This is a genomic window from Methylomagnum ishizawai (assembly GCF_019670005.1).
GTDB lineage: Bacteria > Pseudomonadota > Gammaproteobacteria > Methylococcales > Methylococcaceae > Methylomagnum > Methylomagnum ishizawai.
Window position 1 is genome coordinate 1,752,938 of record NZ_AP019783.1, and the last position, 14,661, is coordinate 1,767,598.

Genomic DNA, 14,661 nt, shown 5'->3' on the forward strand with positions numbered 1-14,661 from the left:
CGGGATTGGGTCGCCGCCGATTGGGGGGATTGCGGTGGGGCTTACGGCGGTGCGGGTCGCGGGGGGGAATAGAGGTTGCACCGCTGAAAATGACAAAGGGTTAGCTTTCGCTAACCCCTTGATTTATCTGGCGTGCCCGGCGGGACTTGAACCCACGACCTTTGGCTTCGGAGGCCAACACTCTATCCAACTGAGCTACGGGCACTGAGGAGCGCCCATTCTAACGCATTCAGGGCTTGTTTAACAGGCTGCGGATATGGGCCAGGGCCGCGATGCCGTATTCGCGCTGGAGTTCGGGGTCCGGCGGTTTGCGGTTCACCCATTCCAGGTCGTCCTGCGGCAACTCGTCCAGGAAGCGGCTGGGCTGGGTGCTTTGCAATTCGCCCTGGCGCTTGCGGTGGCTGCAATAGCTCAAGGTCAGGGTGCGCTGGGCGCGGGTGATGCCGACATAGGCCAAGCGGCGTTCTTCCTCGACCGTGTCGGCCTCGATGCTGGCTTGGTGGGGCAGGATGTTTTCCTCCAGGCCGACCAGATAGACATGGGGAAATTCCAAACCCTTGGCGGCGTGCAGGGTCATCAGGTTGACCCGGTCGCCGGCTTTTTCTTCCTGGCCGCGTTCCAGCACGTCCAGCAGCATGATGCGGGCCACCACTTCGGACAGGCTTTTCGGTTTGGCCGGGTCTTCGTGGGCGATGCGTTTCAGCCAGTCCAGCAGTTCGCGGACCTGGCCCATCTTGCGCTTGGCGGTGTCGTTATTGTCGAGGCTGTCCTTCAGCCATTGCTCGTAGCCGAGGGCCGCGACGAATTCATCGACCACCGCGAAGGCGTCGCCCTGCCGTGCCTGTTCGGCCACGGTGGAAATCTGCCCGCAGAAATGCCGCAATCGCCGCAAACCCGCCTCGGGCAGGCTGTGTTCCAGGCCGAATTCCGCACAGGCCGCGAACAGGCTGATGTGCCGCCGGTTGGCGTAGGCACCGAGTTTTTCCAGGGTGGCGGGGCCGATTTCCCGGCGCGGCACGTTGGCGATGCGGAGGAAGGCCGCGTCGTCGTCCGGGTTCACCAGCAACCGCAGGTAGGCCAGGATGTCTTTCACTTCCGTGTAGCCGAAGAACGACAGGCCGCCGCTGATGAAATAGGGGATGCTGTGTTCGCGCAGCGCCTGCTCGAAGGGCCGCGATTGATGGTTGCCCCGGTAGAGGATGGCGTAATCCTGGTATTGGGTGCCGTGGCGGAAGCGGTGATGGACCAGATCGGTGGCGATGTTGCGGGCTTCCTGGAGGTCGTCCTTGTGGCTCAGCACCCGCAGCGGATCGCCATAGCCCAGGGAACTCCACAGCCGTTTCTCGAACGGGTGGGGATTGTTGGCGATGAGCTGGTTGGCGACCTTGAGGATGCGCCCGGTCGAGCGGTAGTTCTGTTCCAGCTTGACCAGCTTGAGCCTCGGGTAATCGCGCTGCAACTGGGCGAGGTTTTCCGGCTGGGCACCGCGCCAGGAGTAGATCGACTGGTCGTCGTCGCCCACCACGGTGAAGCGGCCCAGCGCCCCGGCCAGCAACTTGACCAGTTGATATTGGGTCTGGTTGGTGTCCTGGTATTCGTCCACCAGCAGATAGCGGATCCGGTGCCGCCATTGCTCCAATACCTCCGGTTGATCCTGGAACAGCAGCACCGGCCACAGGATCAAGTCGTCGAAATCCACCGCGTTATAGGCCCGCAGATGGCGCACATATTCGCCATAGAGCCGGGCCATGCCGGGATTCAGCCCTTCCGGTTCCGCCTGGGCCTGTTCCGGGGTGATGAACAGGTTCTTCCAGCGGCTGATTTGCCAGGCGTAGGCTTCGGCCTTGTCGATATCCCATTCCGACACCGAATGCTTGATGAGTTCCTTGAGCAGCACCAGGCGGTCGTGTTCGTCGAAGATCGAGATGTTCTGCTTGAACCCCAGCGCCTTGTGTTCGCGCCGCACGATATCGAGGCCCAGGGCGTGGAAGGTCGAGACCGTGAGTCCCCGGATATTGCGCTCGTCCACGATGCGGCCCACGCGGGATTTCATTTCCCGCGCCGCCTTGTTGGTGAAGGTGACGGCGGCGATGTGGCGGGCCGGGGTGCCTTGCCGGATGAGATGGGCGATTTTCTCGGTGATGACCTTGGTCTTGCCGCTGCCGGCCCCGGCCAGGACCAGGAGCGGGCAATCCAGCGTGACCACGGCGGCGTGTTGTTGGGGATTGAGTTGGGACATGGGAAAGTGATGCGAAGGGGGAAGCGGCGGATTGTACCGGCATCGGCGGCGGCTTGGCTCAGAACAGATAGCCCAGCGCGAGGTTGGCGGCGTTGCGGATTTCTGGGCTGCCCCAGGCGTCGAATTCATAGCCCAGCGCCACGGAATAATGGTCCAGGAATACCCAGCCGGCTTCCACGGCGAACAGCCCCGCGTTGCGCCAGCCCGCCCGTTCGTCCAGGGTGAGGGTGAATTCGCCGCGCAGGTAGGCGGTATCGGACCAGAGGTAGACCAGGGCGAGATTGCCCAGCAGGTCGGCGATACGGGCGTCCCCCCGGTTCCGGGGGATCGAGCGTTGGTATTCCAGCTTGGAAACCAGCAGGAAGCCAAGCTCTTGGAAGGCGTAGCCCACCGCGCCCAGCCCCACATGCCAAAGCGCGACGTTCTGTCCGGCGTTGAACGGGAGGTTGCCGGTGGGGAGGTCGATGCGTAGGTCGGCCAGATAATTGGCGTTCCGGGTCGAGGCGAAGATATAGGCCAGCGAACCATAGATATCCCCCGGTTCGATATCGTTGCGGTCGCCGGGGCCGTTCACCAGCACCGGAATCCCGCCCTCGAAGCGGAACCTTTGGCCGACGGGCAGGGCCAGGGTGGGGGTGAGTTCGAGGGTGGTGGGATCGGGTCCGGTGCCGTGTTCGATGCGGGTGTCGAGGCTGATTTCGCGGAGGAAGGAAGCCGGGTCGTTGACTTGTTCGGCGACCGATTCGTCGGCTTCGACGGCGAGGCTGTCGGTTTTTTTTCGGTCGCCGCTATCGGTTGCCACCGTGTCCTGGGTGGATTTCAGGCGCTTGCCGCGCAGGCTACGCGCTTCCGCCGCGCCGGAGGCCAGCGCCAGGGCCAGGAGCCAGCCGACGAGCCACGGTTTCATCCTGACAGCGGGCGGGGTATGGGCCTTTCAATCCCAGCATGCGTCCCGGACCTGGATGCGCCCGTCCTCGACCCGCACCGGGAAGGTGGCGAGGTCTTCGTAGGCCGGGGGCGACAGCACTTTCCCGGTCTTGAGGGAAAAGCGGGCGCGGTGGCGCGGGCAGATGATTTCGCAGCCTTCCAACCGCCCGCTGGCGATTTCCGCGCCGTCGTGGGTGCAGGCGTCCTGGATGGCGTAATACGCGCCTTCGATCCTGAACACGGCGACCTCGGTGCCGTCCACGTCCACCACCAGATGTTCGCCTTCGGCCAGGCTACCCTCGCGGGCCACGTCGATCCAGTCGGACATGGTTCTCACTCCGTGCTGATGGTCTCGCCTTCGTTCTTGAGCGCCGCCTGCAAGGAATGCCAAGCCAGGGTCGCGCACTTCACCCGCGCCGGATAGGCCCGGACGCCCGCCAATACCGCCAGCTTGCCGATTTCCTCCAGGTTCACGGCGTCGCCGTCCTGGCTGGTGGTGATGCGGTGGAAGGTCTCGAACAGCCGCTCGGCTTCGGCTTCGGTCTGGCCGCGCACGATCTCGGTCATCAAGGAGGCCGAGGCGGTGGAGATGGCGCAGCCCGAGCCTTGGAAACTCACGTCCTCGATCACGCCCGCGTTGACTTTGACATAAAGGGTGATGCGGTCGCCGCACAGGGGATTGAAGCCTTCGATCTTACGGTTGGCGTCGTCCATCACCCGGAAATTGCGCGGGTTGCGGTTGTGGTCGAAGACGACTTCTTGGTACAGGTCTCTGATTGTATCCAGCATTCTTTAGGTGTCCGAAAAGGGGGAAATAGGCCGCATCCGGCAGCGGAGCATCCGCCGCGCTGGGCGTTTGGCGATCAACTACGGGTCTATCGCGTTGGCGACTTCGATCAAATTCAGGTCGGGGTCGCGGAAATAGACCGATAAGATCGGGCCTTGCGCGCCGGTCCGCCGCACCGGCCCTTCGACGACCGCCACGCCACAGCCGGTCAAATGCCCGATGACTTCGGGGATGGGGGTGGAGGTAATAAAGCAGATATCCACCGCCCCCGGTGTGGGTTTCAGCGCTTTCGGCTCGAACTCATGATCATAGGCGTGCAGATTGATCTTTTGACTGCCGAAGGACAAGGCTTTCCTATCCGCGCCGAAGGTCGTGACCTTCATGCCCAGCGCTTTTTCGTAGAAGGCGCAGGTCGTGGCGATATCCTTGACTGTCAAGACCAAATGGTCGATGCCAGCGATTTTTATCGGTGAGCCCATCGGGGTTTTCCTATTGGTCTGGAAAGCGGCACCTAACCGAAAATCTCGATCACCTGGCGGAGGCCCGCCATCAGGGTATCGACTTCCTCGAAGCTATTGTAAAGCCCGAACGAGGCCCGCGCCGTGGCCGGCACCTGGAAGAAATCCATCACCGGCATGGCGCAATGGTGCCCGGCGCGGATAGCGATGCCCATATGGTCGAGCAAGGTGCCGATATCGTGCGGATGGATGCGCCCGAGGGTAAAGGACAGGATCGCACCCTTGGCGTGGGCGGTGCCGATCAGCTTCAGCCCGTCGATCTGGGCGGCGCGTTCGGTGGCGTAGGCCAACAGCCGGTGTTCGTGGGCGGCGATGGCTTCGATGCCGATGCCGCGCACATAGTCGATGGCCGCGCCCAGGGCGATGGTATCGACGATATTGGGCGTGCCGGCCTCGAATTTATAGGGCAGGCTGTTGTACTCGGTCTTCTCGAACGTGACTTGGCGGATCATGTCGCCGCCGCCTTGGTAGGGCGGCATGGCTTTCAGCAAGGTTTCCTTGCCGTACAACACGCCGATGCCGGACGGCCCATACAGCTTGTGCCCGGAAAAGGCGTAGAAATCGCAATCCAGCGCCCGCACGTCCACGGTGAGGTGGGGAATCGCCTGCGCCCCGTCCAGCAGCACGGGCACGCTGCGGGCATGGGCCAGGGCGATGATTTCCGCCACCGGGTTGATGGTGCCGAGCGCGTTCGACATATGGGTGACGGCCACCAGCTGGGTGCGTTCCGACAACAGCGCCGCGAATTCGTCCAGCAGCAATTCGCCGTCGAGGTTGATGGGCGCGACTTTCAGCACTGCGCCGGTTTGCCCGCACAACATCTGCCAGGGCACGATGTTGGAATGATGCTCCATGGCGGTGATAAGGATTTCGTCGCCCGCGCCCAGCTTGGAGCGGCCATAGCTCTGCGCCACCAGGTTGATGGCCTCGGTGGTGCCGCGGGTGAAGATGATTTCGCGCTCGCTTCCGGCGTTGATGAACGCCCGCACCTTCTCCCGCGCCCCCTCGAACAAATCCGTCGCCCGCTGGCTCAGGGTATGCACCCCGCGATGCACATTGGCATAGTCCTCCTCGTACACCTTGCGGATGCAATCGATGACGGCGCGGGGCTTCTGGGTGGAAGCGGCGTTGTCCAGGTAGACCAAGGGCTTGCCGTGGATGCTCTGCGCCAGGATCGGGAAATCGGCGCGGATGCGGGCGAGGTCGTAGCCGGTATCGGCGACCTGTAATTGCGGTTGGGGTATGAACTGCGGCATGGGTTCGGCGGTTCTTTGGTGTTTTTGCACAGCGGTATTCATAGCCAGTCCCCTTGGGCTTGGGGCAGGGCGGCGAGCAGGGCGTCTTGGACCTGTTGTTTCAGGCCGTCCAGCCGGATTTTCTCCACCATTTCATTGGCGAAGGCGAAAGTAAGCATATTGCGGGCCGAAGCCTCGTCCATTCCCCGCGATTGCAGGTAGAACACCGACTGCGGGTTGAGTTGGCCCACGGTGACGCCATGGGCGCATTTCACATCGTCGGCCAGGATTTCCAATTGCGGCTTGGCGTCGATCTCGGCATCCGCCGACAGCAGCAGGTTGCGGATATTCATATCGGCATCGGTTTTCTGGGCGTCCTGGGCGACCACGACCTTGCCCGAAAACACGCCCCGCGCCCGGTCGGCGGCGATGCCCCGGTAGGTTTCGCGGCTGGTGCCGCGTGGGGCTTGGTGCTGAATCAAGGTGTGGGTGTCGAGGTGGCGGCGACCCGTGGCGAGGAACAGGCCGTTCAATTCGCATTCCGCGCCCAGGCCTAGGGCGCTGTGGATTTCGGTGCGGGCCAGGAGTCCCCCGAAAGCCGCGTGATGCTGATACAGCCGGGCCGAACGCGCCTCTGCCGCGTAGATGCCGCCGAAGTGATAAGCCTTGTCGGTCTCGGCCTGGAACTTGTAATGGTCGAGGGCGCTGTCTTCGCCCAGGTCGATTTCCGTGACCGCCGCCGTCAGATAGGCCGCGCCGTCGAGGCCGACATAGGTTTCGACCACCTGGGCCTGGGCCTGCCGGTCCAGCGCGATGATATGGCGCAGGGTCGCCAGCCCATCGTCGCGGGTCGAAACATGCAGCAATTGCAATGGCCTAGCCAAGACCACGCCCGCCGGGATCGAGATGAACGCCCCATCCTGGAAATAAGCCGTGGTGAAGGCGACGAAGCCATGGGGTTCGCGTCCGGCCACGCGCTGGAAAGCCGCCTCGACCCGTTCGGGATATTGCGCCAAAGCCGCCGTCAAGGGCAACACGGTCACGCCGTCCGGCAAGCCTTCCAAGCGCGACAAGCCCGCATCGAAGCGGCCATCGACGAACACCAGCGCCGCGGCTTCCGGCAAACGCCAGGCTTCGATCTTGGCCGGAGCGAGCGTGCCAGCCGTCCCGGCCAAGCTGGGCTGGAACCGCTTTTTCTCCAGGGCGACGATATTGGTGTATTTCCATTCCTCTTCGCGCGGCGACGGAAAACCGCCCGCCGCGAAGCGCTCGGTGGCTTCCGCCCGCAGGGTTTGGAGCCAAGGCAAATCCCGCCCCGGTAAATCGCGGGCCGTGGCTTGGTAATATTCGGCGTATTGCTGCATGATGGAACCCTCAGGCGGCGGCGGGTTGTTCGACCCAGCCATAACCTTTTTCTTCCAATTCCAAGGCCAATTCCGGCCCGCCCGATTTGACGATACGGCCATGGGCCAATACATGCACGAAATCCGGCTTGATGTAATCGAGCAAGCGCTGATAATGCGTGACCAGGATGAAAGACCGCTCCGGCGAGCGCAGCGCATTCACCCCATCGGCGACGATTTTCAGGGCGTCGATATCGAGGCCGGAATCGGTTTCGTCGAGGATGCACAAACCGGGTTCCAAAATCGCCATTTGCAGGATTTCGTTGCGCTTCTTCTCGCCGCCGGAAAACCCTTCGTTGACGCCGCGATAGAGGAATTGTTCATCCAATCCTAGCGATTTGATTTTGCCTTTCACCAGTTGCAGGAAATCCATGGCATCGACTTCGTTATCGCCGCGATGCCGCCGCACGGCGTTGAGCGCCGCTTTCAGCAGATAGATATTGCTGACGCCGGGGATTTCGACCGGATATTGGAACGCCAGGAATATCCCGGCCCTGGCCCGCTCCTCGGGTTTCATGTCCAGGAGGTTCTGGCCTTTGAAATCCACGCTGCCACCGGTCACTTCATAGCCGGAGCGCCCGGCTAAAACATGCGACAAAGTGCTTTTGCCGGAGCCGTTCGGGCCCATGATGGCATGGACTTCGCCAGGATTCACCGTGAGGCTAATACCTTTGAGGATGGGTTTGTCTTCGACTTGGGTTTGGAGGTTTTCGATGGTGAGCATGGTTTTTGAAATCTCGATGAGCTGGGGCGATAGTTTCAAGGGTTATGGTTCATGGTTTATGGATGTAATTCACCTTGGGCAACCCCTCGAAATCATTGTCCTGGGTCCACAGTACGGCCTGATATGTCCAGGCCGTGGCTAATATGATGCTATCCGCCATGGGCGTTTTATATTGATATGAAAGTTGGGCCGCGTAAACGGCCAAGCTTGTATTCAAATCGATAACCTGGGCTTCCTGCATCAAGGCAACCGCACGTAAAGCCTGGGTTTCGTCGGCTTGGATCAATACCCGCTTGAACACTTCGTACAGGCTAATGGAAGGTACGATCAGGTTCCGGGTATCCTCAATGGCCGGAGCGAAAAATTCCACATTCGGACCTTCGGCGAAATATTCCAACCAGCCGGAGGAATCGACGACATTCACAGCCGGTCCTCTTCCCGTTCAATCGTAGTGTCTATGCCTTTTAGAAAACCACGGGCCTGTTTTAGGCTGGGTTGCGGAATCAATTCGATGCGGCCATCGAGTTGAACCACCTGGATTTTCTGGCCCGGCTTGATATGCAAAGCTTCGCAAATCGAAATGGGTAAAGGCAGTTCCAGGTTTGGCGAGACGGTCACGGTTTGCATTGGCGATCTCCGGTTGATTAACCCACGCTGCCTTCCAGGCTAATCCCCAATAAAGCCTGCGCCTCCACCGCGAATTCCATCGGCAATTCCTTGAACACCTGCTTGCAGAAGCCATTCACGATCATCGATACCGCATCCTCGGCGGACAAACCCCGCTGTTGGCAAAAGAATAATTGATCTTCGCTGATTTTCGAGGTAGTGGCTTCATGCTCGACCTGGGCCGAAGGTTGTTTGACTTCGATATAGGGGAAGGTATGGGCACCGCAGCGGTCGCCGATCAAGAGGGAGTCGCACTGGGTATAATTACGGGCGTTTTCGGCGCTCTTCAAAACTTTGACCAAGCCCCGATAGCTATTCTGGGCGCGACCGGCGGAAATCCCCTTCGAGATAATGGTGCTGCTGGTATTCTTGCCGATATGGATCATCTTGGTTCCGGTATCGGCTTGCTGGCGGTGGTTGGTCACGGCGACCGAATAGAATTCGCCCACCGATTCATCGCCGGTCAAAATGCAGCTGGGATATTTCCAGGTGATGGCCGAGCCGGTTTCCACCTGGGTCCAGGAAATCTTGGATTGAAACCCCCGGCAATCGCCGCGCTTGGTCACGAAATTATAAATCCCGCCCCGGCCTTCCTCGTCGCCGGGATACCAGTTTTGCACGGTGGAATATTTGATTTGTGCCCGGTCCAGCGCGACCAATTCCACCACGGCGGCGTGGAGTTGATTTTCGTCGCGCATGGGTGCACTGCATCCTTCGAGATAGCTCACATGGCTGTCTTCATCGGCAATAATCAAGGTGCGCTCGAACTGGCCGGTTTTCGAGGCATTGATACGGAAATAGGTCGATAACTCCATCGGGCAACGCACACCCTTGGGGATATACACGAAGGAACCATCGGTGAATACCGCCGAATTCAGCGCCGCGAAAAAGTTATCGCCGGTCGGCACCACGCTGCCGATATATCGCCGCACCAGCTCGGGATGTTTCTGCACGGCTTCCGAGATGGAGCAGAAAATCACCCCCGCCGCCGCCAGTTTGTCCTTGAAGGTGGTGGCGACCGAAACGCTATCGAATACCGCGTCCACCGCCACCCCGGCCAAGCGTTCTTGCTCATAGAGCGGGATACCCAGTTTCTTGTAGGTTTCCAGGAGTTTCGGATCGACTTCGTTCAGGTTTTTCGGTCCTTCCTTGGTTTTCGGGGCCGAGTAATAGCTGATGGCCTGATAATCCACCGGCTCGTAATCGACATAGGCCCAGCGCGGCTCTTGCATGGTCAGCCAATGGCGATAGGCTTCCAGGCGCCATTCCAGCATCCATTGCGGTTCGTCCTTTTTGGCGGAAATGGCGCGGATCACGTCTTCGCTCAGGCCTGGGGGCAGGGTATCGGCTTCTAAATCGGTGACGAAGCCGGGCATATATTCCTTTTTAATCAGCTTTTCCAGGGTTTCGGCGGTCGCGGCCATGGGGTTACTCCGGTCTCGGGTAAATGGGGATATTATGCGCGGAAATACGGATTTCCTCGGGCGCTTGGGGCCGGGCCATGTCGGCCAGCGTGACCGATTCCAGCGAGGAGCGGATCGCCCGGTTGATGACGGCCCAGTTGCCACGGATGTGGCAGGAGGCCTGCTCGCAGACATCGTGTTCCAGGCCGCATTCTGTCAGGGCGATGGGGCCTTCCATCGCGTAGATGATGCGGGCCACGGTGGTGCGCTCGGGCGGCAGGGCAAGTTGGTAGCCGCCTTTGGCGCCGCGGGTGGATTTGAGGACGCCGGTGCGGGTGAGCGCTTTCAATATCTTGCTCACCGTGGGGATGGCGACGCTGGCCGTGCTGGCGAGGTCGGAGGCGGTATAGGTCCGCTCGGGCTGTTTCGCCATGTGGCCCAGCACGATGATGGCGTAATCCGTGAGTTTGCCGATGCGTAGCATGGATAGGCTCCGTTAATTGGGGACCATTCTAGTCCTGTATAAAGCCCAAGTAAAGCAGTCGGGTATTGCCGGGGGACGCGGGCAATCGGCGTATACTTCGCGCTCCGCCCGATTGCCAGCCAGGATAACTATTCCGATGATGACCGCCCGTTTTCCCACCGGGAGCCTTTGGTGCTGCCTGTTCGCGCTCCTGTGTTTCGTCCATTCCGGCCGGGCCGAAGAGCCGCCGACCGATACGGTGTCCACCCATCTCCAAAGCCTGTTGAAGGAGGGGACGCATCCCAAATCGCGCTGGGGCGCGTTCCCGGATTATCAGGCCAAGCTCGACGAGCTTTATCAGCAAACCGGCCTTGCGCCGCTCTGGATCAAGGACGGCCAGCCCACCCCGCAAGCGGCGGCGATGATCGACAGCCTGGCCGAGGCCGACGCCAAGGGTTTGAACGCCGCCGATTACGACGCGGCTTTGCTCAAGCAATGGCTGGCCGCCCCGGAACTGGCCAACGCCAATCCCCGCGAGACGGCGCTGTTCGATCTGGCTTTGAGCCTCGCCACCATGCGCTATGTATCCAACCTGTACGTGGGGCGGGTGAATCCGCGCCATGTCGATTTCGGCCTCAGCATCGAACCCAAGAAACTGGATTTGCCCGCCCTGCTCAAGGACATCGCCGCCAGCGATCACCCGAAAGCCCTGGTCGATGCGGTCGAACCCAAACTGCCGGTGTATGGCTGGCTGAAAGAGGCTTTGGCGCGCTACCAAGCGTTGGCGAAGGACACCCTGACGGTGGCGGTGAATTTCCCGGCCAAGTTCGGTCCCGGTGCCAAGCACAAGGATGTGCCGGCCTTGCGGCGCTTGCTGCTGGCCTTGGGCGATATCAAGGAGATCAAGCCGGAACTGGCGGAATCGGAAACCTACGATCCCGAATTGGCGGCGGCGGTGAAGGCGTTCCAGAAGCGCCACGGCCTGGCGGCGGATGGCGTGATCGGCAAGGGGACTTTGGCGCAGTTGAATGTGCCGCTGGCCGAGCGGGTCCGGCAAATCCAATTGGGCTTGGAGCGGCTGCGCTGGTTGCCGGAGGATATCAAGGGCTTATATCTGATCGTGAATATCCCTTCGTTCCAATTGTATGGCTCCAGGGATGGCGAGGGTTTCGGCCACCACGATATCCAGATGAATGTGATCGTGGGCGAGGCCATCAATGGACGCCATACCCCGGTGTTCCATTCGGATATGACCTATGTGACCTTCCGGCCTTATTGGAATGTGCCGTATCAAATCGCGGTCAAGGAATACCTGCCCATCGCCCGGCGCAATCCTGGATATCTGGCCCAGCATAATATGGAGATCGTCGCCAATTTCGGCCCCAATGCCCAGCCCTATGCGGCCAGTTCCGGCAATATCGAGATGCTGGCTTCCGGGGCTTTAAAATTGAGGATGAGGCCCGGTCCTAAGAATGCGTTGGGCTTGGTTAAATTCACCTTCCCCAATAACAATAATGTCTATTTGCATAGTACGCCCAGCCAGGGTTTATTCCAGCGCTCGCGGCGGGATTTCAGCCATGGCTGTATCCGGGTGGAAGACCCGGTGAAGTTGGCGGAATGGGTGCTGGCGGATAACGCGGAATGGTCGCGGGAACGGATCGAGGCCGCGATGAAGGGCGATAGCCCCAAGAATGTCACGCTGGATAAGCCGATCCCGGTGTATATTTTCTATTCCACGGTCCTGGCCGACAGGGAAGGGCGGGTGAGTTTCTTTGGCGATATTTATGGCCATGACCGGGTGTTGGAGACCTTGTTGGAGAAGGGGTTTCCCTATCCTTTCTGAATCCGCCACTAGAGCATTTCCACATTCCTTTTAGGGTGGGCACGTATTCCGTGCCCACTCAGATGATCCGCTACGGCTGGGCGTACACCCAAACCGAGAATATTCTAGCGTAGCCCGGATTCCGCTATGCCGCATCCGGGCTACTTGCGCTTGATCATCCCCTATCCGAAGCGAATGGGTTTGGCAGGGAATTCAACTGGTTGGCGAGTTGATTGGACAGGTGGCCGAATACCGCGCCGAGGATGAAGGAAATCGAAATCACCAAGAGCGGATTATTCAGGCTGGCACCCAACAGCACTTCCTGGGTCATTTTGTCCGGGGTTTGTAGCAAATAGGCGAAAGTGGAGGAATACCCCAGGACGCCCACCGGGATCACCGCGAATTGCGGTAGCTTGGCGGACAGGCACAAAACAATCACCGCTCCGCCTACGATCAAGGCCGTGGCGATTTCCACGCCGATAGAAACCTTAGGGTCTATTTTCAGCAAAAATATCGCGGTTACCCAGGCCATGAACACCCCGAAGATGCCGTTGACGCCGGTATTGATCGCGGCCTCCAAATTGGCACCCAATAGGAAATAGGCGGCCCAGGCGATGGTCGCCGCCCAAATGAAAAACACACCCGCCGCCGGCCCCACGGCGAAATAGGTCGCGATACCCGATAAAACGCCAATGCTCAAGGAAAGGGAAGTCAGTTTATCCATGGTTCATATCCCATATCGGTAAAAATCAAAACGAAGTAAGCGCAGTGTCGTAATGGGTGCAATAACCCATTAAGGGGGGCAGAGGATGCTTGCGTCCCACACCGATGTCAACGCGGGCGGGGCGGGGCATATTGTCGCAATATGGGATATGCAATAGTTTTTCGGTCCGGCTGCGAATCCCGCCATAAGGCGCGATCCGTTGGCATTTCGAGGTGATATATCCAGAACCCGATATGGAATAATGGCTTGCGGTGATGGGTCTTCGCGCCGGATTTCATGGCGCGGGTTTGGGTCTGTGCGGAATGGCTCATTCACTCAGTTAAAACCCGCATCCGGGGCCGCGCAAATAATAGGCGATGGTGCTGCTTACCTTACATCTCGGCTTGCGTAGCTACGATGCCTTTGCTATCGAGCATATCGACAATAGCCCGGCCTAAGCGCGATACCTCCGCTGCGTGGGAAATACCCTTGAGCTGTTGCCTGAGAGAGGGATGGGGTCGAATAAAGATGGACCATTCAAGCGGAGTTTGGAGATATCCAGCGCCCGGCTCGCCCATGCTGCCGCATCCGATGGTGAATTCCACACCGGATGGGCTGATATATTCGATAAGCCAGCCCCAATCCTCCCCTATGGGATAACTGGTGACAAAGCCGTTTCTTGCGAGCGCTTGGGCCAGCCACCAAGCCAGTTCGAATCCATATGCGCCCGGATTGGCTTGGCATTGCTCGGGAAGGACGGGCAGGAATTCAGCCGAACAGAACTCGATGCGCCACATGGTTATATTGACCCGCTAATTATGCATCACCGCCCGGTTGCGGATATTTCCGCCCTTGAAGCGCAGTCGATATAAGTCCACCCACCACCGTATATACCCCATCGGCAATGATAATAGCCAGAGCGGGTCGTAACCCACCTGTTTTCCCTGTCTCCACGGTCCCAAGCCGATATGCAGCGAAAAGCGGATGAATTCGATGGTGCTGCGCCGAAGCTGCTTGCGGCTGAGCCAAGCCCGGTGCAGGGTGATTTCTTCCCGGAAAAATAATTGGAATCCACGCGGACTGGTCATGCGGATGCGGAAGCGGTTGGAGGTTAGCCCATCGGGCTGATATTCCACCTGCTGCACCGATTCGTTCACGCAGCGGAAGATATATTCATGGGCGATCCGGTTCCAGGTGATGGAATCGCGGCTATTCAATTCACTTGGAAATAATGGATAGGGAAACCGCCGCAATATCTCGGTGCGGATGGCGTGCTTTTTATCGCCGCCGATCCCCAACCGATAATACAGGTCGAGATAACTGATATCGCAAGGATTGCTTGGGTAGGGCGTGGTCAATACCCGCTGCCCGTCCATGCTTTCCACCAAGCCTTCCACCCCGGCATAGCGCGGGCGCTCGGCTGCCGGGATGGATTCCCAATGGCGCAGTATGCGCTCCAAAGTATCCGGCAACAATCGGTCGTCTGAATCCAACAGTAGGAAAAACCAGCCCCGCGCCACCGCCACCCCGGCATTCTGCGCGGCGTATTTGCCTTGGTTCGGCTGCTTGAGATACACCAGCTCGAAATCCGCCCGCGCCTGCCAGTCCCGGATCAAGGCTTCGGTGTTATCCGTGGAGCCATCGTCCACGATGACGGTTTCGAAATCCCGGAAAGTCTGGGCTTGGATACTAGCGAGGGCGCGGGGCAAGAGATGGGCGCGGTTATAAGTGGGAATAAAAATGGTGAAGGTATAGCGCATGTCGGGTATTC

At 59.7% G+C, this 14,661-nt stretch carries 16 protein-coding genes and 1 tRNA gene; 1 reads left to right on the forward strand and 16 read right to left on the reverse strand.

Going from position 1 to position 14,661, the window contains the following annotated elements; genetic code table 11:
- Positions 1-128: 128 nt before the first annotated feature.
- The 13 genes from K5658_RS08015 to K5658_RS08075 all read right to left on the reverse strand — a co-directional run bounded on the left by K5658_RS08015 (position 129) and on the right by K5658_RS08075 (position 10,386).
- A tRNA-Arg gene (locus K5658_RS08015) sits at positions 129-205 on the reverse strand.
- A 24-nt stretch (positions 206-229) separates the two neighbouring features.
- Positions 230-2,239, reverse strand: coding sequence for a UvrD-helicase domain-containing protein (locus K5658_RS08020; protein WP_221066426.1), 2,010 nt, complete (start codon positions 2,237-2,239; stop codon positions 230-232).
- Between the two features lie 58 nt (positions 2,240-2,297).
- Positions 2,298-3,146 (reverse strand): hypothetical protein, encoded by an 849-nt coding sequence (locus tag K5658_RS08025; protein WP_221066427.1) that lies wholly within the window; start codon positions 3,144-3,146, stop codon positions 2,298-2,300.
- Positions 3,147-3,173: 27 nt separating this feature from the next.
- On the reverse strand, positions 3,174-3,494 hold the full coding sequence (locus K5658_RS08030) for a non-heme iron oxygenase ferredoxin subunit (RefSeq protein WP_221066428.1): 321 nt from the start codon (positions 3,492-3,494) through the stop codon (positions 3,174-3,176).
- Positions 3,495-3,499: 5 nt separating this feature from the next.
- Complete coding sequence (sufU, locus tag K5658_RS08035; RefSeq protein ID WP_221066429.1) at positions 3,500-3,955, reverse strand: Fe-S cluster assembly sulfur transfer protein SufU; 456 nt, start codon at positions 3,953-3,955, stop codon at positions 3,500-3,502.
- A gap of 78 nt (positions 3,956-4,033) precedes the next feature.
- A complete protein-coding gene (locus K5658_RS08040) occupies positions 4,034-4,432 on the reverse strand; it encodes a VOC family protein (protein ID WP_246628595.1) in 399 nt (132 codons plus the stop codon).
- Between the two features lie 32 nt (positions 4,433-4,464).
- Positions 4,465-5,727 carry a cysteine desulfurase gene (locus K5658_RS08045; RefSeq protein ID WP_221066934.1) on the reverse strand — a complete coding sequence of 421 codons (1,263 nt, stop codon included), beginning with the start codon at positions 5,725-5,727 and terminating at the stop codon, positions 4,465-4,467.
- 38 nt (positions 5,728-5,765) lie between these two features.
- Positions 5,766-7,112, reverse strand: a complete 1,347-nt coding sequence (gene sufD / locus K5658_RS08050; RefSeq protein ID WP_246628596.1) for a Fe-S cluster assembly protein SufD — start codon at positions 7,110-7,112, stop codon at positions 5,766-5,768.
- A complete protein-coding gene (gene sufC, locus K5658_RS08055; protein ID WP_221066936.1) occupies positions 7,081-7,833 on the reverse strand; it encodes a Fe-S cluster assembly ATPase SufC in 753 nt (250 codons plus the stop codon). The genes sufD and sufC overlap by 32 nt, the downstream gene beginning before the upstream one ends.
- Before the next feature lie 49 nt (positions 7,834-7,882).
- On the reverse strand, positions 7,883-8,257 hold the full coding sequence (locus tag K5658_RS08060) for a type II toxin-antitoxin system VapC family toxin (protein WP_221066430.1): 375 nt from the start codon (positions 8,255-8,257) through the stop codon (positions 7,883-7,885).
- The gene (locus tag K5658_RS08065) at positions 8,254-8,460 is read right to left on the reverse strand and encodes an AbrB/MazE/SpoVT family DNA-binding domain-containing protein (RefSeq protein ID WP_221066431.1); all 207 of its coding nucleotides are present in this window, start codon (positions 8,458-8,460) and stop codon (positions 8,254-8,256) included. Before K5658_RS08065 ends, K5658_RS08060 begins: the two co-directional genes overlap by 4 nt.
- A 17-nt stretch (positions 8,461-8,477) precedes the next feature.
- Complete coding sequence (sufB, locus tag K5658_RS08070) at positions 8,478-9,923, reverse strand: Fe-S cluster assembly protein SufB (protein ID WP_221066432.1); 1,446 nt, start codon at positions 9,921-9,923, stop codon at positions 8,478-8,480.
- 4 nt (positions 9,924-9,927) lie between these two features.
- Complete coding sequence (locus K5658_RS08075) at positions 9,928-10,386, reverse strand: SUF system Fe-S cluster assembly regulator (protein ID WP_221066433.1); 459 nt, start codon at positions 10,384-10,386, stop codon at positions 9,928-9,930.
- Positions 10,387-10,522: 136 nt separating this feature from the next.
- Between K5658_RS08075 and K5658_RS08080 the strand changes: the two genes are divergently transcribed.
- Entirely contained in the window at positions 10,523-12,208 is a 1,686-nt protein-coding gene (locus tag K5658_RS08080; protein ID WP_221066434.1) for a L,D-transpeptidase family protein, read from the forward strand.
- Between the two features lie 154 nt (positions 12,209-12,362).
- Here K5658_RS08080 and K5658_RS08085 read toward each other — a convergent pair whose 3' ends face one another.
- From K5658_RS08085 to K5658_RS08095, 3 genes are all read right to left on the reverse strand, one after another.
- Positions 12,363-12,911 (reverse strand): DUF1097 domain-containing protein, encoded by a 549-nt coding sequence (locus tag K5658_RS08085; protein WP_221066435.1) that lies wholly within the window; start codon positions 12,909-12,911, stop codon positions 12,363-12,365.
- 371 nt (positions 12,912-13,282) lie between these two features.
- A complete protein-coding gene (locus K5658_RS08090) occupies positions 13,283-13,687 on the reverse strand; it encodes a hypothetical protein (RefSeq protein WP_221066436.1) in 405 nt (134 codons plus the stop codon).
- 15 nt (positions 13,688-13,702) lie between these two features.
- Positions 13,703-14,650, reverse strand: coding sequence for a glycosyltransferase family A protein (locus K5658_RS08095; protein ID WP_221066437.1), 948 nt, complete (start codon positions 14,648-14,650; stop codon positions 13,703-13,705).
- Positions 14,651-14,661: the final 11 nt, after the last annotated feature.

Bases quoted from the DNA above. Each gene is read 5' to 3' on its own strand.
- K5658_RS08020 (WP_221066426.1), bottom strand. From the start codon at position 2,239: ATGTCCCAACTCAATCCCCAACAACACGCCGCCGTGGTCACGCTGGAT.
- K5658_RS08025 (WP_221066427.1), bottom strand. From the start codon at position 3,146: ATGAAACCGTGGCTCGTCGGCTGGCTCCTGGCCCTGGCGCTGGCCTCC.
- K5658_RS08030 (WP_221066428.1), bottom strand. From the start codon at position 3,494: ATGTCCGACTGGATCGACGTGGCCCGCGAGGGTAGCCTGGCCGAAGGC.
- sufU (WP_221066429.1), bottom strand. From the start codon at position 3,955: ATGCTGGATACAATCAGAGACCTGTACCAAGAAGTCGTCTTCGACCAC.
- K5658_RS08040 (WP_246628595.1), bottom strand. From the start codon at position 4,432: ATGGGCTCACCGATAAAAATCGCTGGCATCGACCATTTGGTCTTGACA.
- K5658_RS08045 (WP_221066934.1), bottom strand. From the start codon at position 5,727: ATGCCGCAGTTCATACCCCAACCGCAATTACAGGTCGCCGATACCGGC.
- sufD (WP_246628596.1), bottom strand. From the start codon at position 7,112: ATGGCTGGGTCGAACAACCCGCCGCCGCCTGAGGGTTCCATCATGCAG.
- sufC (WP_221066936.1), bottom strand. From the start codon at position 7,833: ATGCTCACCATCGAAAACCTCCAAACCCAAGTCGAAGACAAACCCATC.
- K5658_RS08065 (WP_221066431.1), bottom strand. From the start codon at position 8,460: ATGCAAACCGTGACCGTCTCGCCAAACCTGGAACTGCCTTTACCCATT.
- sufB (WP_221066432.1), bottom strand. From the start codon at position 9,923: ATGGCCGCGACCGCCGAAACCCTGGAAAAGCTGATTAAAAAGGAATAT.
- K5658_RS08075 (WP_221066433.1), bottom strand. From the start codon at position 10,386: ATGCTACGCATCGGCAAACTCACGGATTACGCCATCATCGTGCTGGGC.
- K5658_RS08080 (WP_221066434.1), top strand. From the start codon at position 10,523: ATGATGACCGCCCGTTTTCCCACCGGGAGCCTTTGGTGCTGCCTGTTC.
- K5658_RS08085 (WP_221066435.1), bottom strand. From the start codon at position 12,911: ATGGATAAACTGACTTCCCTTTCCTTGAGCATTGGCGTTTTATCGGGT.
- K5658_RS08090 (WP_221066436.1), bottom strand. From the start codon at position 13,687: ATGTGGCGCATCGAGTTCTGTTCGGCTGAATTCCTGCCCGTCCTTCCC.
- K5658_RS08095 (WP_221066437.1), bottom strand. From the start codon at position 14,650: ATGCGCTATACCTTCACCATTTTTATTCCCACTTATAACCGCGCCCAT.